This is a genomic window from Micromonospora sp. NPDC049004, from assembly GCF_040649315.1.
In the GTDB taxonomy this organism is placed as follows: domain Bacteria; phylum Actinomycetota; class Actinomycetes; order Mycobacteriales; family Micromonosporaceae; genus Micromonospora.
Window position 1 is genome coordinate 176,494 of the sequence record NZ_JBEZFG010000011.1, and the last position, 18,197, is coordinate 194,690.

15 protein-coding genes are annotated in these 18,197 nt (G+C 72.6%); 6 read left to right on the top strand and 9 right to left on the bottom strand.

Annotated features, from left to right (window positions below; all coding sequences use genetic code 11):
• Positions 1 to 145: 145 nt before the first annotated feature.
• The 9 genes from AB0B97_RS28775 to ftsY form a co-directional block, all read right to left on the bottom strand.
• The gene (locus AB0B97_RS28775) at positions 146 to 1,225 is read right to left on the bottom strand and encodes an amidohydrolase family protein (protein ID WP_357498048.1); all 1,080 of its coding nucleotides are present in this window, start codon (positions 1,223 to 1,225) and stop codon (positions 146 to 148) included.
• A 116-nt stretch (positions 1,226 to 1,341) separates the two neighbouring features.
• The gene (gene ffh / locus AB0B97_RS28780) at positions 1,342 to 2,901 is read right to left on the bottom strand and encodes a signal recognition particle protein (RefSeq protein WP_234590138.1); all 1,560 of its coding nucleotides are present in this window, start codon (positions 2,899 to 2,901) and stop codon (positions 1,342 to 1,344) included.
• A gap of 109 nt (positions 2,902 to 3,010) precedes the next feature.
• The gene (locus AB0B97_RS28785; protein WP_234590136.1) at positions 3,011 to 3,667 is read right to left on the bottom strand and encodes a response regulator transcription factor; all 657 of its coding nucleotides are present in this window, start codon (positions 3,665 to 3,667) and stop codon (positions 3,011 to 3,013) included.
• Positions 3,664 to 4,821 carry a sensor histidine kinase gene (locus AB0B97_RS28790; protein ID WP_357498051.1) on the bottom strand — a complete coding sequence of 386 codons (1,158 nt, stop codon included), beginning with the start codon at positions 4,819 to 4,821 and terminating at the stop codon, positions 3,664 to 3,666. Before AB0B97_RS28790 ends, AB0B97_RS28785 begins: the two co-directional genes overlap by 4 nt.
• An 84-nt stretch (positions 4,822 to 4,905) precedes the next feature.
• Positions 4,906 to 7,182: a [protein-PII] uridylyltransferase gene (locus AB0B97_RS28795; RefSeq protein WP_357498053.1), complete on the bottom strand. Its 2,277-nt coding sequence runs from the start codon at positions 7,180 to 7,182 to the stop codon at positions 4,906 to 4,908.
• A 16-nt stretch (positions 7,183 to 7,198) separates the two neighbouring features.
• Entirely contained in the window at positions 7,199 to 7,537 is a 339-nt protein-coding gene (locus AB0B97_RS28800; protein ID WP_007456507.1) for a P-II family nitrogen regulator, read from the bottom strand.
• Between the two features lie 25 nt (positions 7,538 to 7,562).
• On the bottom strand, positions 7,563 to 8,975 hold the full coding sequence (locus tag AB0B97_RS28805) for an ammonium transporter (RefSeq protein ID WP_357498055.1): 1,413 nt from the start codon (positions 8,973 to 8,975) through the stop codon (positions 7,563 to 7,565).
• A gap of 276 nt (positions 8,976 to 9,251) precedes the next feature.
• Positions 9,252 to 10,115, bottom strand: a complete 864-nt coding sequence (locus AB0B97_RS28810) for an aminoglycoside phosphotransferase family protein (RefSeq protein WP_234590129.1) — start codon at positions 10,113 to 10,115, stop codon at positions 9,252 to 9,254.
• A gap of 6 nt (positions 10,116 to 10,121) precedes the next feature.
• Positions 10,122 to 11,312, bottom strand: coding sequence for a signal recognition particle-docking protein FtsY (gene ftsY / locus AB0B97_RS28815; protein WP_357498058.1), 1,191 nt, complete (start codon positions 11,310 to 11,312; stop codon positions 10,122 to 10,124).
• A gap of 82 nt (positions 11,313 to 11,394) precedes the next feature.
• On the opposite strand from ftsY, the gene AB0B97_RS28820 reads away from it, so the two are divergent.
• From AB0B97_RS28820 to AB0B97_RS28845, 6 genes are all read left to right on the top strand, one after another.
• Positions 11,395 to 13,107: an alkaline phosphatase D family protein gene (locus AB0B97_RS28820; protein WP_357498060.1), complete on the top strand. Its 1,713-nt coding sequence runs from the start codon at positions 11,395 to 11,397 to the stop codon at positions 13,105 to 13,107.
• A gap of 26 nt (positions 13,108 to 13,133) precedes the next feature.
• Positions 13,134 to 13,574: a MarR family transcriptional regulator gene (locus AB0B97_RS28825; RefSeq protein ID WP_357498062.1), complete on the top strand. Its 441-nt coding sequence runs from the start codon at positions 13,134 to 13,136 to the stop codon at positions 13,572 to 13,574.
• Positions 13,575 to 13,716: 142 nt separating this feature from the next.
• The gene (locus tag AB0B97_RS28830; protein ID WP_357498064.1) at positions 13,717 to 15,321 is read left to right on the top strand and encodes an MDR family MFS transporter; all 1,605 of its coding nucleotides are present in this window, start codon (positions 13,717 to 13,719) and stop codon (positions 15,319 to 15,321) included.
• 9 nt (positions 15,322 to 15,330) lie between these two features.
• Entirely contained in the window at positions 15,331 to 15,825 is a 495-nt protein-coding gene (locus AB0B97_RS28835) for a universal stress protein (protein WP_234590097.1), read from the top strand.
• Between the two features lie 45 nt (positions 15,826 to 15,870).
• On the top strand, positions 15,871 to 16,392 hold the full coding sequence (locus AB0B97_RS28840; RefSeq protein WP_234590094.1) for a DinB family protein: 522 nt from the start codon (positions 15,871 to 15,873) through the stop codon (positions 16,390 to 16,392).
• 197 nt (positions 16,393 to 16,589) lie between these two features.
• Positions 16,590 to 18,134 (top strand): N,N-dimethylformamidase beta subunit family domain-containing protein, encoded by a 1,545-nt coding sequence (locus tag AB0B97_RS28845; RefSeq protein WP_357498067.1) that lies wholly within the window; start codon positions 16,590 to 16,592, stop codon positions 18,132 to 18,134.
• The last annotated feature ends 63 nt before the right edge of the window (positions 18,135 to 18,197 follow it).

Here is an 18,197-nt window from a genome sequence, read left to right on the forward strand (position 1 = left end):
GACAAGATCGTGCTCAATCCTGGTTCCAGTGGCATCCCCACGACGCCGAGGCCGCTACTTCCTGGATCCAGCACGATCTTGCGGCGCGACCCAGCGCGGCGCGGCCCCGCGCGGCCGGCGCGAGGCCAGCGCGGCCGGCGCGAGGTCAGCGGAGGACTCGGCCGCGCAGGATCGTGCGGGACGGGGCACGGACGACGCGGAGGTCGTGGCGGGGGTCTTCGGGGTAGACGGTCAGGTCGGCGAGGCCGCCCTCGACCAGGCCGGGGAAGCCGAGCCATTCGCGGGCGCCCCAGGATGCGGCGGCGAGCACGTCGATCGGTGCCATGCCGGCGCGCTCGTGCAGCAGCAGCATCTCCTCGGCGGCCAGGCCGTGGTCGATGCCACCACCGGCGTCGGTGCCCACGTAGATCGGCACGCCTGCCTCGTGTGCGGCGCGCACCACCTCCGGGAAGCGGTCGCGCAGCGCGAGCATGTGCTCGGCGTAGCCGGGGAACTTGCCCCGCGCCTGCTCGGCGATGCCCCCGAAGGTGGCGATGTTGATCATTGTGGGGACCAGCGCGGTGCCCTGACGGGCCATCTCGTCGATCAGGTCGAGGCTCAGCCCGGTGCCGTGCTCCACCGAGTCCACCCCGGCCCGCACCATGATCTCGACGGCCGATTCGGAGAAGGTGTGCACCGCGGCGCGTACCCCGGCGTCGTGCGCGGCCCGTACGGCGGCGGTGAGGGTGTCGGCGTCCCAGGCTGGCGCGAGGTCCCCCACGCCCCGGTCGATCCAGTCGCCGACCAGCTTCACCCAGCCGTTGCCGGCCCGGGCCTGCGCGGCCACCGTCGCGGCCACCTCGGCCGCGCCGACCTCGACGCCGATGTCGCGCAGGTAGCGCTTCGGGGGCGCGACGTGCCGGCCGGCGCGGGCCAGCCGCGGCAGGTCCGGTTCGTCGTCGAGTTCGGCGTACGGGTACGGCGACCCGGCGTCGCGGATCGCCAGCACCCCGGCGTCCCGGTCGGTGTGGGCCAACTCGCGGGCCTGGTCGAGCGACGTGATCGGGGCGCCACCGCGGGCGATGCCGATGTGGCAGTGCGCGTCGACCAGCCCCGGGAGGACGAACCCGCCGTCGATCACCGTCTCCGCTCCGGGCACCGGGGTGAAGGTGACCCGGTCGCCGACCAGCCAGAGATCCCGGACCTCGTCGTCGGGGAGCAGCACACCGCGCACATGAAGAGCCATGCGCACAGTCCTACCCGATCAGCCCTCCTCGGCGACGAGCAGGTCGTTCCTCCGAGCGGTCAGGGCCGGCCACGTCCACCGGGACCTCCCACGTCGCCCGCCGTCACCGACGCGCGTCAGCGCGGGCCCTTGTCGCCGCCCTTGCCGAGCTTGTTGAAGTCGATCTTCGGGAGCTTGAAGCCGGGCGGCAGGCCCTGGCCACCAGCGAGGTCGTTCGGGTCCATCCCCGGCGGGAGCTGCGGCATGCCACCCGGGAAACCGCCCGGGAGCCCGGCGCCGGCGCCCGTACGCGGACGACCGCCACCCTTGGTGCCCTTGCGCTTGTTCTTGGGGGACTTCGTCGCCTTGCGGCGGCCACCACCGGGCAGGCCCATCATGCCGCCCATCTGCTTCATCATCTTCTGCGCGTCGGCGAAGCGGTTGAGCAGCTGGTTGACGTCCATCACGGTGACCCCGGAGCCGTTGGCGATGCGCGCCCGGCGGGAACCGTTGATGATCTTCGGGTTGGTGCGCTCGCCCGGGGTCATCGACCGGATGATCGCGGTGACCCGGTCGAAGTGGCTGTCGTCCAGCTCGGCGAGCTGGTCCTTCATCTGCCCCATGCCCGGCATCATGGCCAGCACGTTGGCGATCGGGCCCATCCGCCGCACCGCGATGAGCTGGTCGAGGAAGTCGTCGAGCGTGAACTGCTCGCCGCCCATCAGCTTGGCGGTCATCTTCTCCTTCTGATCCGAGTCGAAGGCCTGCTCGGCCTGCTCGATCAGAGTGAGGACGTCGCCCATGCCGAGGATCCGGCTGGCCATCCGGTCGGGGTGGAAGACGTCGAAGTCCTCCAGCTTCTCGCCGGTGGACGCGAACAGGATCGGCTGCCCGGTCACCTCGCGCACGGAGAGCGCGGCGCCACCACGGGCGTCGCCGTCGAGCTTGGAGAGCACCACGCCGGTGATGCCGACGCCGTCGCGGAACGCCTCGGCGGTGCGGACGGCGTCCTGACCGACCATCGCGTCGATGACGAAGATGACCTCGTCGGGTGAGACGGCGTCGCGGATGTCGGCGGCCTGCTGCATCATCTCGGCGTCGATGCCGAGTCGGCCGGCGGTGTCGACGATGACGATGTCGCGGGCGGCGCGCTTCGCGTGCTCGATCGAGGCGCGGGCCACCTGCACCGGGTCGCCGGTGCCGTTGCCGGGCTCCGGGGCGTACACCTCGACGCCGGCCCGGCCACCGAGCACCTGGAGCTGCCCGACGGCGTTGGGGCGCTGGAGGTCGGCGGCGACCAGCAGCGGCTGGTGTCCCTGGCCCTTGAGCCAGCGGGCCAGCTTGCCGGCGAGGGTGGTCTTACCGGAACCCTGGAGGCCGGCCAGCATGATCACCGTGGGCGGCTGCTTGGCGAACTGGAGCCGCCGGCCCTCGCCGCCGAGCACGTTGATCAGCTCTTCGTTGACGATCTTGATGATCTGCTGGGCCGGGTTGAGCGCCTGGGAGACCTCGGCGCTGCGGGCGCGCTCCTTGACGGCCGCGATGAAGCCCTTGACCACCGGCAGCGCGACGTCCGCCTCCAGCAGCGCGAGGCGGATCTCGCGCGCGGTGGCGTCGATGTCGGCGTCGGTGAGCCGTCCCTTGCCGCGGAGCTTGGTGAAGATCCCGGACAGGCGGTCACTCAAGGTGTCAAACACGCGAACATCCCGTTTGTCAGTGTTCCGGCGGGCACAACGCGGCCGGCACTGCGGAGTCCGGCCACCGCTAGGGTAGCCGCCCCGCCGCACGGCCGCTGGCGGCCCGGCCTCACCCCGAGACCAAGCCCGATTGGTACGCGAAGACGACGAGCTGGGCCCGGTCCCGGGCTCCCAGCTTGCCCATGGCCCGGCTGACGTGGGTCCGCGCGGTCGCCGGGCTCACCACCAGCCGGGCGGCGATCTCCTCGTTGTTCAGGCCCTCCCCGACCAGGCCGACGACCTGGCGTTCCCGGTCGGTGAGGGTGTCCAGCCGCGGGTGCGGACGGGGTGCCCTCGACGGCCGGGTGGCGAACTCCCGCACCACCCGCCGGGTCACCGACGGCGACAGCAGCGCCTCCCCCTCGGCGACCAGGCGGATGGCGCGCAGCAGCTCCGGCGGCCGGGTGTCCTTGGTGAGGAACCCGCTCGCGCCGTGCCGCAGCGCGTCGAAGACGTACTCGTCCAACTCGAAGGTGGTGAGCACCACCACCCGCGTGCCGGTCAGCTCGGGGTCGGCGACGATCCGGCGGGTCGCCTCGATCCCGTCGATGCCCGGCATCCGGATGTCCATCAGCACCACGTCCGGCCGCACCTGACGGGCCAGCTCCACCGCCCGCAGCCCGTCGGCCGCCTCACCGGCGAGCGCAAGGTCGTCCTCGCTCTCCACCAGCGCGCGCAGCCCGAGGCGGACAAGGTCCTGGTCGTCGGCGATCAGCACCCGGATCACGCGGGCGGCTCCACGGGCAGCCGGGCCCAGACCCGGAAACCGCCGTCCGGGCGCGGTCCGGTGGTCAGCCGTCCGCCCAGCGCGGCCACCCGCTCGCGCATACCGGCCAGACCGTGCCCTCCGGTCCGGTCGTCGGCCGCGTCGAACGGGCCGGCGGCGACACCGACGCCCCGGTCGGTGACCTCGACCGTCACCTCGTCGGCCCGGTAGCCGACGGTCACCTCGGCGCTGCTCACCCCGGCGTGCCGCAGCACGTTGGTGAGCGCCTCCTGCACCACCCGGTACGCGGCCAGGTCCACCGCCGCCGGCAACTCCCGAGGGTCGCCGTCGCGGCGCACGTCGACGGCGAGACCGGCGCCGGCCAGCCGGTCGCACAGCGCCGGGAGCCGGGCCAGCCCCGGCACCGGTTCGCGCTCCGCGCCCCGGCGCACCGCGCCCAGCGTGACCCGGAGCTCGTCCAACGCCTCCCGACTGGTACGACCGATCGCGGTCAGCGCGACCTCCGCCTGCTCCGGTCGTTTCGGCAGCAGGTGAAGGGCGATCTCCGCCTGCATGCTGATCGCGGCCAGCCCGTGCCCCACCACGTCGTGCACCTCCTGAGCGATGCGCAGCCGCTCCTCGTCGGCCTGCCGGCGGGCCTGCTCGACACGTTCGCGGGCCTGTTCGGCGCGGCTGCGGGCGGCGGCCTCGCGGTTGACCCGTACGACCACGCCCGCAGCGAAGGGTACGACCGCCCAGGCCGACGCGGGGAGCACTCCGGCCCAGCCCAGCGACGGGCCCCGGGACCAGAAGACGTGCGCCAGCAGCACCACGAACGCGCCGGCGGTGGCGAGCGCCGCCGGGCGCACCGGCAGCCGCAGGGCCACGGTGTAGGCCGCGACCAGGAAGGTGAGCAGGATCGGTCCGTACGGATAGCCGAGCACCAGGTACGTCGTGGTGGCCACGGTGACGACGGCGAGGGTGCCCACCGGGGCGTAGCGGCGGCCGACCAGCGCCAGCGCGGCGACCGCCATCACCACCCTGCAGAACGCGTCCACGGGTCTCGACCCCGGCTGGTTGGCTCCCGCGAACCCGGTGGTGAGCTGCGCGAACCCGAGCAGGGCCAGGGCGAGCACGGCGTCACCCAGCCACACCCGCCGCCCGTTCCATCGCATGGCCGTCATTCTGCCCGCGCCGACGCCCCCTGACGTGCGTCCACGAGCGGCACCGTCGCTACGCCCCGGGGCGTACCCGTCCCCTCAGACGGCGGCGAGGACGGCGGCCTCCAGGCGGGCCCGGGTGGCGTCGTCGGGCCAGCCACCCACCAGGTAGAAGGCGTCGACCACGTCCGCGCCGAGGGTGGAGATGCGCGCGGCGCGGACCAGGGCTCCCGCCTCGTCGAGAGCGCAGGCGACCCGGTAGAGCAGCCCGGCGGCGTCGGCCGCGCGCAGTTCGAGCAGCACGGCGTCGGTGGCGGCCTCGCGGTGCCAGACGACCCGGGGAGCGGCGCCGCTGCCCCGGGCGGCGAGCGCACGGCCGCGCAGCCGTTGGGTGACGGACACGTCGCCGGCGACCGCCCGGCGCAGGTCGGCGCGCAGCGGGACCGGATCGGCCGGCAGGCCGTAGCGGGGTTGCACGCGGCACTCGACCAGGGCCCGGCCGTCGACCACCGAGGCGTCGGCGGAGAGCACCTCCAGTCGGTGCAGGGCGAGGCAGCCGGCCACCGTGGCGAGCAGTCCGCGCCGGTCGGCGGCGGCCACCGCCACCCGGTCCCCGGTGAGGTGCACGACCGGCAACGGCCCGGCCAGCAGCGCCGGATCCGGCGCGGGTGGCTCGGGCAGCACGCCGGTGTCCAGGGCGGTGCGGACGCGGGCGACCAGTTCGGCGACCAGTCGTCCCTTCCAGTCCGACCAGGCGGCCGGGCCGGTGGCCGCGGCGTCCGCGCGGACCAGCGCGTGCAGCAGGTCGAGCGTGCCGGTGTCGCCCACCGCCTCGGCTACCGACGCGATCGTGACCGGGTCGGCGAGGTCCCGGCGGGTGGCCACGTCGGGCAGGAGCAGGTGCAGCCGGACCAGCGTGCCGATCAGCTCGACCTCCGCGGCCGGCAGCCCGACCCGGGTCGCCACCGTCTCGGCGAGCGGCACCCCGACGGTGCTGTGGTCACCGGGCAGGCCCTTGCCGATGTCGTGCAGCAGGGCGCCGAGCAGCAGCAGGTCGGGGCGGTCCACCTCGCGGGCGTGCCGGCTGGCCTCGTGGGCGGCCTGCACGAGATGCCGGTCCAGGGTGTAGCGGTGCACCGGGTTGTGCTGGGGCAGGCTGCGCAGCCTGGTCCACTCGGGCAGCCAGCCGTCCACCAGCCCGTACCTGTCGCAGGTCTCCCAGGCCGGCACCAGGCCGGGACCGGCGCCCAGCAGCGTGGTCAGCGCGGCCCGGGCCTCGGGCGGCCAGGGCGCGGGCAGCGGGGGGCAGTACGCCGCCAGCCACTCGCAGGTGGCCCGCGCGATCGGCAACCGGGTGGTGGCCGCCGCGGCGGCCACCCGCAGCGACAGGCTCGGGTCGGGGCGCGCGCCGATCGCCGTCCGGGCCAGCACCAGCTCGCCGTCGTGCTCGACCACGTCCCGGGCCACCGGCCGGCGCACGGGAGCGCCGTTCCCGCCCCGGGAGCGGCCGGAGCGCAGCCGGTCGGCGGCGCGGAAGGCGTCGTCGAGAGCGTGGCTGACCGTGCGGGCGTCCCCGGCCACCCGACGCAGGAGGGCGTCGCCGTCCTCCAGGGCGAGCAGCGCGGCGACGCCGTCGCGTTCCTGGGCGACCAACCGGTCGACCCGACGACCGACCTGCTGGTGCAGCGCGTCGCGGGTGTCCAGCAGGCGCAGGTGGGCGGCGCGGACGGCGGGGCGCAGCGCGTCGGTGATCCCGGCGGCGGAGATGGCGCGCAGCAGCCCCACGTCGCGCAGCCCGCCGGCGGCCTCCTTCAGGTCGCCTTCGAGGAGGAAGGCCAGCTCGCCGTGCGCCTGCCAGCGGGCGGCGGTGACCTCCCGCAGGCCCGGCAGCTGGCGGACGGCGGTACGCCGCCAGTGGTCGGCGGCGGTGCGGATCAGGGCGTCGGCGAGCGCCTGGTCGCCGACCACCAGGCGGGCGTCGAGCAGCCCGAGGGCGACCTTGACGTCGTCCTGGGCCACCGACAGCGCCTCGGAGACGGTCCGCACGGAGTGGTCCAGGCGCAGGCCGGCGTCCCAGATCGGGTACCAGACCGAGGCCGCCAGCTCGTCCGTGCCGGGCACCCCGGCGTGCAGCAGCACCAGGTCGAGGTCGCCGTAGGGGGCGCACTGCCGCCGCCCCAGACCCCCGACGGCCATCAGCGCGACCCCGTCGCGCGCGGGCAGCAACCCGCGCAGAAACTCGTCGTACGCGCCCGCGCGCGCCCGGCGGGCGGGCTCCCCGATCCCCCCGGGTACGCCGACGACCTCGTTGATCAAGAGGTTCGCGTCGCCGTTCCCGGCGTGCCCTGACGCGTTCTTCCTGATCAACGAGGTCATGTCGTCGTGGCCCGGATCAGAGGGCGTCGAGGCCGCGCTCGCCGGTACGCACCCGGACGACCTCCTCGACACCGGTGACCCACACCTTGCCGTCGCCGATCTTGCCCGTACGGGCGGCGCCGACGATGGCGTCCACGATCTTTTCCACGTCGATCTCGTCGGTGAGCACCTCGACCCGGATCTTGGGCAGGAACTCGACCGTGTACTCGGCACCCCGGTAGACCTCGGTGTGCCCCTTCTGCCGTCCGTACCCCTGAACCTCGCTGACGGTCAGCCCGGCCACGCCCAGGGCGTGCAGAGCCTCCTTCACCGCGTCCAGCTGGTACGGCTTGATGACCGCGGTCACCAGCTTCATGTCCAACCCCTCCATCTAAGGAACGTTAACCGGCGACCTTGGCGCTGACCGGCTCGGTGGACTCCGCCTCCGGCGCGGCGCCGCTCGGCGCCGCGCCACCAGGGGTGCCGATGCCGGCCATCGCGAACGCGCTACCCGTGCCGCCGCCGGCCGGGGACAGGTCGTAGCTGCTCTCGGCGTGCTCGGCGATGTCGATGCCCTCGACCTCGGCCTCACCCTTGACGCGGAAGCCGATCGTCTTCTCGATGACGAAGGCGAGCACCCAGGCGATGCCGAACGACCAGGCGGTGACGATCAGGCCGGCGAGGGCCTGCCGACCGAGCTGGGTCGCGCCGCCGCCGTAGAACAGGCCGTCGGAGGCGCCCACCACGTCGCTGATCGCGGCGTTGACCGAGTTGGTGGCGAACAGGCCGAGCCAGAGCGAGCCGATCCAGCCACCGACGAAGTGCACGCCGACCACGTCGAGGGAGTCGTCGTAGCCGAGCCGGTACTTGAGGCTGACCGCGAGCGCGCACACGATCCCGGCGACGATGCCGAGCAGGACGGACGCCCACGGGGCGATGAAACCACAGGCCGGGGTGATCGCGACCAGGCCGGCGACCGCGCCGGACGACGCGCCGACCATTGTCGGCTTGCGGTCCTTGACCCACTCGACAGCGATCCAGCCGAGCACCGCGGCGGCGGTGGCGAGCTGGGTGTTGATGAAGGCGAGACCGGCGACCGAGTCGACGGTCAGCTCCGAGCCGGCGTTGAACCCGAACCACCCGAACCACAGCAGACCGGCGCCGAGCGCGACCAGCGGGATGTTGTGCGGCTTCATGCCCTCGCGGGGCCAGCCGAGCCGCTTGCCGAGCACCAGCGCCACGGCCAGGGCCGCCGCACCGGCGTTGATGTGCACCGCGGTGCCACCGGCGAAGTCCAGCGCGTGGATGTCACCGCCGATGATGCCGCCGCCCCACACCCAGTGGGCGACCGGGAAGTAGACGAGCGTGGCCCAGCCGAACGCGAACAGCAGCCAGCCTGCGAACTTGGCCCGGTCGGCGATGGCGCCGCTGATCAGCGCGACGGTGATCACCGCGAAGACCATCTGGAAGGCCATGAACACGTAGAGCGGAATCCCGATGCCGCTGGGGTTTTCCGTCGTGGCGCCCCACAGGTCGGTCTCGGCGAGGAACGTCTTGGTGCCGAGGTACGCGCCCGGGTCACCCCAGAAGCCGTTCACGTCGGTCCCGAAGGCGACGCTGAAGCCGTAGAACCACCACAGAACAGAGATGAGCCCGATAGCGGAGAAGCTCATCATCATCATGTTGAGTACGCCCTTGGCCCGGTTGAGGCCGCCGTAGAACAGCGCCAGTCCGGGGGTCATGAGCAGCACGAGCGCGGTCGAAACCAGCAGCCACGTGGTATTGGCGCCGTCGATCGTCGGTGCTTCAGGCACGCTGGCCTCCTAAAGGTGAAGTCCTCCTTCGCGGCTTTCCGGGGCAGCGTCGCCCGTAGGCCGGTTGCGCGGAAGCCTCGCGGCCGGCTGTTTCACCCAGGGTCCCGTGCGGGTTTCCGTTTCGTGACGGGTTGTTTCGGACGTGTCACGAACTCCGCACAGTCAGCAGCATGGACGAAGGTGGATCGACCGGACGTCGAGCGTCGATGGCTGACCGGTCAGCGGCATCGACCGGTGCGCTTGAGAAGCCCGGCCGAGCATCGGCCGGCAGCGCGCTCAGCGGAGGGCGTTCTCCAGGGCGTGCCGCTCGTAGTCGAGCAGCCGCAGGTCGCGCATCGGCCGCCGCAGGTGGCCCTTGTGCACGATCCGCACGAACGCCGGCTCACCGGCGGCGGCCATCCGGCGGATGCCCTCGACGTGGTCGACGATCCGCTTGCGGATGGTGCGGATCAGCCGGTGCCTGTCGCGCGGGATCAACCCGTACGCGTCGGCGAAGAGGCGCAGCCGGCGCGGCCGGTCGGGATGCTTCCAGCCCAGGGTGATCGAGTCCCGGTCGGCGAAGATCGGCACCCACGTCCAGGCGGCGTACGCCACGTCGTAGATGCGGGCGCCGGGCGAGGCGAGGTCGAAGTCGATCAGCCCGAGCGTGCCGTCGGGCCGCCAGATGACGTTGTGCGGGGCGGCGTCGTGGTGGCAGATCACCTCGGTGTCCGGCGGCGGCGGCCCGAACGAGCGCCAGACCGCCCCCGGCGGCGGGGCGAAGCCGTACTGCGCGTCGTGGAACATCCGCAGCATGGTCGCGACGGTGACCAGCGCCTCGTCGGTCACCCAGTGCGGGGCGAGGGGGTATTCCCCGCACTCCCCCTCCAGGTACGACAGCACCTCCCGGTTGCGCTCGTCCATCCCGAGCGCCCGGGGTGCGCCGGTGAACCCGACGTACTCCAGGTGGCGCAGCAGGGCGTGCACGGACGGGGTCCACGGCCCGGCGTTGCGACGGACCGTGTCACCGACCCGGACGACGGTGCTCACGTTGCCGCCGTGCAGCGGGATCTCCTGCGAAGTCACGTACGGTCTCCCGAGGCGCTGCGAAGGGTGGCCGGGGTCGCGCCAGCCCGCGTACGCGCGATCGTCAGTGGTCACCCGAGACTACGCGTCCCGTGCGGCCGGCTCGGTGCCCAGCAGCGCGTCGACGAACTGCGCCGGGTCGAACGGAGCGAGATCGTCCTTGCCCTCACCGAGGCCGACGAGCTTGACCGGGATGCCGAGCTTGCGCTGCACGGCGATCACGATGCCGCCCTTCGCGGTGCCGTCGAGCTTGGTCAGCACCACACCTGTCACGTTGACGACCTCGGTGAAGACCCGGGCCTGCTCCAGACCGTTCTGGCCGGTCGTGGCGTCGAGGATGAGCAGCGTCTCGTCGATGGGCCCCTGCTTCTCCACCACGCGCTTGACCTTGCCCAGCTCGTCCATCAGGCCGATCTTGTTCTGCAGGCGGCCGGCGGTGTCGATGAGCACGGTGTCCACGCCGGTGTCGATACCCCGGCGGACCGCGTCGAACGCCACGCTGGCCGGGTCGGCCGCCTCCGGGCCGCGGACGGTCTCGGCACCGACCCGTTCGCCCCAGGTCTGCAGCTGGTCGGCGGCGGCGGCCCGGAAGGTGTCGGCGGCGCCCAGCAGCACGGTCCGGCCGTCGGCGACCAGCACCCGGGCGATCTTGCCGCAGGTGGTGGTCTTGCCGGCGCCGTTGACGCCGACGACCAGCACGACCGCCGGCACGCCGTCCTTCGGGGCGGTGCGCAGCGAACGGTCCATGCTGGGGTCGAGGGCGTTGACCAGCTCGGCGGCGAGCAGCGCGCGCAGCTCACCGGCCGAGCGGGTGCCCAGCACGCGGGTCTGCTCGCGCAGCCGGTCGACGATGTCGCGGGTCGCGTCGACGCCGACGTCGGCGGTGATCAGGCTGTCCTCGATCTCCTCCCAGACGTCCTCGTCGAGGTGGTCGCGGGCGAGCAGGCCGAGCAGGCCCTTGCCGAAGACGTTCTGCGAACGCGACAGCCGCGAGCGGAGCCGGACCAGGCGGCCGGCGGTCGGCTCGGGCACCTCCACGGTCGGGGCGGGCGCCTCGATGACCGGTGGGGGCTCGACCAGGACACCGGTGGACAGATCGGACTCCGGTGCCTCGACCGGCGGGCCGGCGAGATCCTCCTCGGCACGGGTGTCGACCTCGGTGCGCGGAAGCGGGGGCTCGGGCCGCCGCCGCAAGCGCGGCACGACCAGCCCGACTGTGCCGGCGATCAGCACACCGAGCAGGACCAGAGCGAGGACGAGATATTCGGCCATGCCGGAATCCTGTCAGATGCCGGCGGCGGCGTCCCAGCCACCGCACCCGGCCGGTCTCCCGAACCGGCGGTAGGCTCGCCGCATGCCCGCCGCACACCTCCTGATCGGCCCACTTCTGCGGCGAGTGGTCGACACCCGGGCGACGATCTGGGTGGAGACCGCCGCGCCCGCCGTGGTCACCGTCCGCACGGCCGACGGCGCCACCGGCACCGCACCCACCTTCTCGGCGTACGACCACCACTACGCCCTCGTCGTGGTGGAGGGGCTCACCCCGGACAGCGCGACGACCTACGAGGTGCTGGTCGACGACGAGCTGGTCTGGCCGGTGGAGAGCAGCGGCTTTCCGCCCAGCGTGATCCGCACCCGGGCGGTCGACGACCGGGACCAGCCGGTCAGTCTGATCTTCGGTTCGTGTCGGGAGACCACCCAGCACGCCACCACCCGCAAGCTCCCGCCGGACGCCCTGGACGCGTACGCCCGGCGGCTGATGGCCGACCCGGAGTCGAACCCGCTGCCCGACCTGCTGGTCCTCCTCGGCGACCAGGTGTACGCCGACGAGACCTCGCCGACCGTGCGCCGGCTGCTGCGCCGGCGCCGGCGGCGGCCCAAGGGCGCTCCGGCCGACCAGGTGGTGAGCTTCGACGAGTACACCAAGCTGTATCTGGAGTCGTGGCGCGATCCGGAGATCCGCTGGCTGCTCTCCACAGTGCCGAGCGTGATGATCTTCGACGACCACGAGATCATCGACGACTGGAACACCTCCGCGTCGTGGCGTGCCGAGATGCGCGAGCAGCCGTGGTGGGCCGAGCGGATCGGCAGCGGGCTGGCCTCGTACTGGGTCTACCAGCACCTGGGCAACCTCTCCCCGGACGAGATCGCCGCCGACCCGCTCTTCGCCAAGGTCGCCGCCGCGGAGGACGCCACCGGCGTGCTGCGCGAGTTCGGGTACCGGGTCGACCAGGAGTCCGACCTGGCGCACGACACCGAGCGCTGGCGTGCCGTGCAGTACCAGTGGAGTTACGCGATCGACCTGGGGCGCACCCGGCTGGTCATGCTCGACAACAGGTGCAGCCGGGTGCTCGAGCCGGGCAGCCGGGCGATGCTGCCGCCGGGTGAGTGGTCGTGGTTCCTCGACCAGGCGCACGGCGTCTACGACCACCTGGTGGTGGGCGCCTCGCTGCCCTGGCTGCTGCCCCAGGGCATCCATCACATCGAGGCGTGGAACGAGAAGCTGGCCGACTCGCGCCGGCCGTGGGTGGCCCGCGGGGCCGAGAAGCTGCGCCGGGCCCTCGACCTGGAGCACTGGGCGGCGTTCCGGCGTTCGTTCGAGGCCCTCGGGGAGACGTTCGCCCGGATCGGCACCGGCACCCCGAGACAGTCCGGCGCCCGGGTCGGCGCCGGGCCGGCGTACGCCCCACCGGCGTCGATCAGCGTGCTCTCCGGTGACGTGCACCACTCGTACGTGGCCCGGGCCCGGTTCGCCGATCCCGCGGTGGTGACCCCGGTGCACCAGCTCACCTGCTCACCGATCCACAACCAGGTGCCGGCCGGCATCCGTCCGCTGATGCGGCTGGGTTGGTCGTCCGGGCCGGCGGGCGCCACGCGGGCGCTGGCCCGCTCGGCGGGTGTCCGACGCCCGGGGGTGCGCTGGCGCAAGCTGGCCGGTCCGTACTTCGGCAATGCCGTCGCCACCCTTACCCACCGGGGTCGGCGGGCCGAGGTGATGATCGAGGGCACCACGAGCGACGGGCACCTGCGTCAGGTGATGAGCCGCCGCCTCTCCGGCGACGACTGACCGGGCCTCGCCGTACTCTCTTCCCCGTGGACGAGCACCTGCCGGAGCCGATCCGGGCTGTCGAGCACGAGCTGACCGCGTTGCTGCGCCGGGGACGGGCGGTTTCGTGGGAAATCGCCCGGGAGGTGCACCCGACCCTCGAACCGAACACGTACGGGCTGCTGCTCTGGTTACGGCGCAGTGGATCGATCCGGTTGACCGAGCTGGCGGCGCGACTCGGCGTGGGCAAGGGGACGCTGAGCCGGCAGATCAACGGGCTGGAGGCGCTCGGTCTGGTGCACCGCGACCCCGACCCGACTGACCGGCGGGCGGCGCAGATCAGCCTCACCGAGGAGGGCCAGCGCCGGTTCGACGTCGCCCGGTCCGCCCGCCTGGGCGAGTTCCTGCGTGCTCTGGACGACTGGCCGGCGCGGGACGTCGAGGAGTTCGCCCGCCTGCTCGGCCGGTTCAACGAATCCTGGAGATGATCTCCGAAAACGGGGAATGCGGTCGCCGTCCGCCCAGTTGTTGCTTGAGGCAACCAAACGTACGGTTGCCTCAGGCAACTCCCAGGCGGGGACCGCCCTGCGGCCCGCCCACCATCTCTACTCCGCTCGGAGGCAGTAAACGATGAGCCAGGCGACAGCGTCACGGGCGCCCGCCGTCGACATGACCCACCGGCAGATCCTGGAGGCTCTCTCCGGCCTGCTGCTGGGCATGTTCGTAGCGATTCTCTCCTCCACGGTCGTCTCGAACGCGCTGCCGCGCATCATCACCGAGTTGCACGGCGGCCAGTCCGCGTACACCTGGGTGGTCACGTCGGCTCTGCTCGCGACGACCGCGACCACCCCCATCTGGGGCAAACTCGCCGACCTGACCAGTAAGAAGACACTTGTCCAGCTCTCCCTGGCGATCTACGTCCTCGGCTCGGTGCTGGCCGGCGCCGCGCAGGGCACCGGCGAACTGATCGCGTGCCGGGTGCTCCAGGGCGTCGGCGCCGGCGGCCTCACCGCCCTGGCCCAGGTGATCATGGCGACGATGATCGCGCCGCGCGAGCGGGGCCGCTACAGCGGCTACCTCGGCGCCGTGATGGCCGTCGGCACCATCGGCGGACCGCTGATCGGCGGCGTCATCGTCGACACCTCGTGGCTCGGCTGGCGCTGGTGCTTCTACGTCGGCGTGCCGTTCGCCATCGCCGCGCTGGTCGTACTCCAGAAGACCCTGAAACTGCCGGTGGTCAAGCGCAAGGCGCAGATCGACTGGTGGGGCGCCACCCTGATCACCGCGGCCGTGTCGGTGCTGCTGATCTGGGTCTCCCTCGCCGGCGACCAGTTCGCCTGGGCCTCCTGGCAGACAGTCGTCATGGTCCTCGGCGCTCTGCTCCTCGGCGCGCTCGCCGTCCGGGTCGAGACCCGGGCAGCCGAGCCGATGATCCCGCCGCGGCTGTTCCGCAACCGCACGATCAGCCTCGCCGTCGTCGCCAGCATCGCGGTGGGCGTGGGCATGTTCGGCGCGTCGATCTTCCTCGGCCAGTACTTCCAGATCAGCCGGGGCGAGAGCCCGACCATGTCCGGCCTGATGACCCTGCCGATGATCCTCGGCCTGCTGGTCGCCTCGACGGTGGGTGGACGCATCATCACGAGGACCGGCCGCTGGAAGCGGTTCCTGGTGCTCGGCTCGGCGCTGCTCACCGTCGGCTTCGCGCTCATGGGCACGCTGCGCGCGGACACCAGCTTCACCCTGCTCAGCGTCTACATGGTGCTCATCGGCGTCGGCCTGGGCCTGACCATGCAGAACCTCGTCCTCGCCGTGCAGAACACCGTCGGCCCGCACGAGCTGGGTGCCGCCAGCTCGGTGGTGGCGTTCTTCCGCAGTCTGGGCGGCGCGATCGGCGTCTCGGCCCTCGGCGCGGTGCTCGCCCACAAGGTCAAGGACTACACCGCAGACGGGCTGTCCCAGCTCGGCATCCGGGCGTCCAGCTCCGGCAGCGGCGGTACCCTGCCCGACGTGCACACCCTGCCCGGTCCGCTGCGCGCGGTGGTGGAGGGCGCGTACGGCCACGGCGCCGGCGACATCTTCCTGGCCGCCGCTCCCTTCGCGCTGATCGTGCTGATCGCCGTGAGTTTCATCAAGGAAGTGCCGCTGCGGCAGCACAACGGCAGCCCGGTTTCCGCTGCGGCCGACGGGGAATCGAACCTCGTCTCCGGTGCGGTCCGGACCGGCGAGCAGAGGTGAGGTAGAACCATGAGCGTGGGAGCGCCGGACCGCGAGGAGTACGGCCCTCGGATCAGCCCGCTGCCCTTCGAACGGGGCACGGACGGCCCGCGGGTGGTCATGGTGGGGGTGGACGGCACCCGCACCTCCGCGCGGGCCGGCGCCTACGCCGCCGGGCTGGCCCGCCGGCAGGGCGCCGCCCTGGTGGTGGTCTTCGTCAGCTCGGCGAGCGGGCTCACCGCGCTGGTGCCCGGCATGGACGCCGGCGCGGTCCAGCGCACCTACGACGAGTTGGCTGACGAGCTGCGCCGCGAGTGCCGGCGTGGGGCCGAGCAGTTGGGCATCCCGGTGACCTTCCTGTGCCGGCGCGGCGACGCGTTCGCCGAGCTGTGCGCGGCGGCCGACGAGTTCCAGGCCGACATGGTGGTCGTGGGGGCGTCCGAGCAGGCCGGTCACCGGCTGGTCGGCTCGGTCGCCACCCGGCTGGTCCGCAAGGGTCACTGGCCCGTCGTCGTGGTGCCCTGATTAACCCGTCGCGGACCGTCAGGGGTGCCGGGCAGGATGCCCGCCATGACGTGGACCGCACCGGAGATCACCCGGACACCCGAACCGTACGTCGGCGACGAGCGCACCATGCTCGACGGCTGGCTCGACTACCACCGGCAGACGCTGCTGCTCAAGTGCGCCGGCCTGACCGGGGAGCAGTTGCGCACGCCGAGCGTGCAACCCTCCGGCCTGACCCTGCTCGGCCTGGTCCGGCACCTCGCCGAGGTGGAGGCCTGGTGGTTCCGGGAGAACTTCGCCGGCCAGCCTGTCGACTACCCGTACTTCACGCCGGAGACGCCGGACGCCGACCACGACGTCAGCGCCGCGGACGCCGAGGCGGACTTCGCCACCTTCCACCGGGAGGTGGCGCTGGCCCGCGAGGCCGCGGCCGGCCGCTCCCTGGACGAAACCTTCGTCGAGGTCAGCGGGAAGAAGCGCACCTTCAACCTGCGCTGGGTGTACGTGCACATGATCGAGGAGTACGCCCGGCACAACGGCCACGCCGACCTGATCCGGGAACGCATCGACGGCACCACCGGCGAGTGAACCCGTTCGGCGGACAACGCCCACCGAACGGCTGCCCGCCGGCGCCGATCCTCCATCATTGACGATCTTCTGCAACGCGCCGCAGACCTGAATCGTCATCCTGCCGAACGGGTTGTGGCCAGATCCGTTCCCGCCACCGACGCCCCCTCTACGGCCGCGGCGCGGATCACCGGGCCGCATACACGGGGAGCGGGACCATGGTTGGCAGAAGCGAGATCAGGCACACCCGGAGAGCGACGCTGGGCATTCTCGGGGCGGTCGGGGCGGTGATACTGGACTCGGGCTGTCAGGTCCGCCCGCCGGCCGCCACCGCCCCGCGTGTCGACCCCAACTACGTGGGCGATCCGACCGGCCCGGGCCCGGCCACCCCGCTGCTGCGCGCCACCGGGTCGCCGCCAGTCGTCGTGGAGAACGCCCGGCCGGGCGCCAGCGGATTCCGCCTGACCGGGCACCGGTTCGCGACGGACAGGGGCGGCGAGATCGCCGGCTACGTCCACGCGACCAGCGTCGCGCCCGGCGAGGAACTGCGGTTCCAGGTCTCGGCCGCCCGACCTCAGCGGTACCGGATCACCATCTTCCGGGTCGGCCACTACGACGGTCGCGGAGCCCGGCAGGTGGCGGTCAGCCCGTGGCTGGACGGGTATCCCCAGGCCGCACCGACGGTCGACCCAGCGACCGGCGCGGTGCGATGCGGGTGGCGCACGCAGTGGCGACCGACCGTGGCACCGGACTGGACGAGCGGGCTCTACCTGGCACTGCTCGCCAGCGCCACCGGCCATCACCAGTGGATCCCGTTCGTGGTACGCGACCCTGGGCACGCCCGCGGTGCTCTCGTTGTCCTGCCCACCAGCACCTGGCAGGCGTACAACTGCTGGCCGGAGGACGGGCGGACGGGGGCCAGCCTCTACTACGGCTTCGACAGCGCGGGGCAGATCACCACGAAGCACCGGGCCCGGGCGGTCAGCCACGACCGGCCGTACGCCGGCAACGGCGTCCCGGCGCTCGCCGACCACGACATCGGGTTCGTTCAGTGGGTGGAAGGTCAGGGAATCGACGTGGCATACGCCACCAGCGAGGACCTGCACACCGGGCGGGTGGACCCGGCCCGTCACCGGGCGGTCGTCTTCCCGGGACACGACGAGTACTGGTCGACACCTATGCGCGAGGCGGTCGTCACGGCCCGCGACGGCGGCACCAGCCTGGTCTTCCTCGGCGCCAACAACTGCTACTGGCGGATCGGTTACGGCGCGGACGATCACGACGACCGCTTGGTCCGGTGCGCCAAGGAGAAGACGCCGGCGTCCGGCCCGCTACCGCTCGGCATCATGTGGCGGTCGGCGGGCCACGCGGAGCAGCAGTTCATCGGGGCGCAGTACGTCAGCGTGGTGGACGGCTACGCCCCGCTGGTGGTCCGCGGCAGCCGACACTGGTTCTGGGCGGGCACGGGCGTCCGGGACGGCGACCTGATTCCCGAGGTCGTGTGGGGCGAGGCCGACCAGTGCATGCCCGGCTTCGCCGAGCCCCCGGCGGCGGAACGCACTCTGCTGGCCGAATCACCCTTCCGGCGCGACGGCGCACCCCAGCGGCAGCAGAGCCAGCTCTACCGGACCACGTCCGGGGCCTGGGTGTTCGCCGCTGGCTCGCTGGGCTGGACTCGTGCGCTCGCCGACCCGCGACTGGCCCGGGCCACCGTCAACCTGCTGAGGCGGGTGGTCACCGGTGAAGCGCACACCTCGACGTAGTGACGCCGACGCTCAAGGGCGACTCGGAGCCCGGCTCGAGCAGATGCTCGGGTGACCCACCCG

Excerpts from the sequence above, each read along its gene's own strand:
- AB0B97_RS28775 (WP_357498048.1), bottom strand. The coding sequence starts at position 1,225 with ATGGCTCTTCATGTGCGCGGTGTGCTGCTCCCCGACGACGAGGTCCGG.
- AB0B97_RS28790 (WP_357498051.1), bottom strand. The coding sequence starts at position 4,821 with ATGCGATGGAACGGGCGGCGGGTGTGGCTGGGTGACGCCGTGCTCGCC.
- AB0B97_RS28795 (WP_357498053.1), bottom strand. The coding sequence starts at position 7,182 with ATGACCTCGTTGATCAGGAAGAACGCGTCAGGGCACGCCGGGAACGGC.
- AB0B97_RS28800 (WP_007456507.1), bottom strand. The coding sequence starts at position 7,537 with ATGAAGCTGGTGACCGCGGTCATCAAGCCGTACCAGCTGGACGCGGTG.
- ftsY (WP_357498058.1), bottom strand. The coding sequence starts at position 11,312 with ATGGCCGAATATCTCGTCCTCGCTCTGGTCCTGCTCGGTGTGCTGATC.
- AB0B97_RS28820 (WP_357498060.1), top strand. The coding sequence starts at position 11,395 with ATGCCCGCCGCACACCTCCTGATCGGCCCACTTCTGCGGCGAGTGGTC.
- AB0B97_RS28830 (WP_357498064.1), top strand. The coding sequence starts at position 13,717 with ATGAGCCAGGCGACAGCGTCACGGGCGCCCGCCGTCGACATGACCCAC.
- AB0B97_RS28835 (WP_234590097.1), top strand. The coding sequence starts at position 15,331 with ATGAGCGTGGGAGCGCCGGACCGCGAGGAGTACGGCCCTCGGATCAGC.
- AB0B97_RS28840 (WP_234590094.1), top strand. The coding sequence starts at position 15,871 with ATGACGTGGACCGCACCGGAGATCACCCGGACACCCGAACCGTACGTC.
- AB0B97_RS28845 (WP_357498067.1), top strand. The coding sequence starts at position 16,590 with ATGGTTGGCAGAAGCGAGATCAGGCACACCCGGAGAGCGACGCTGGGC.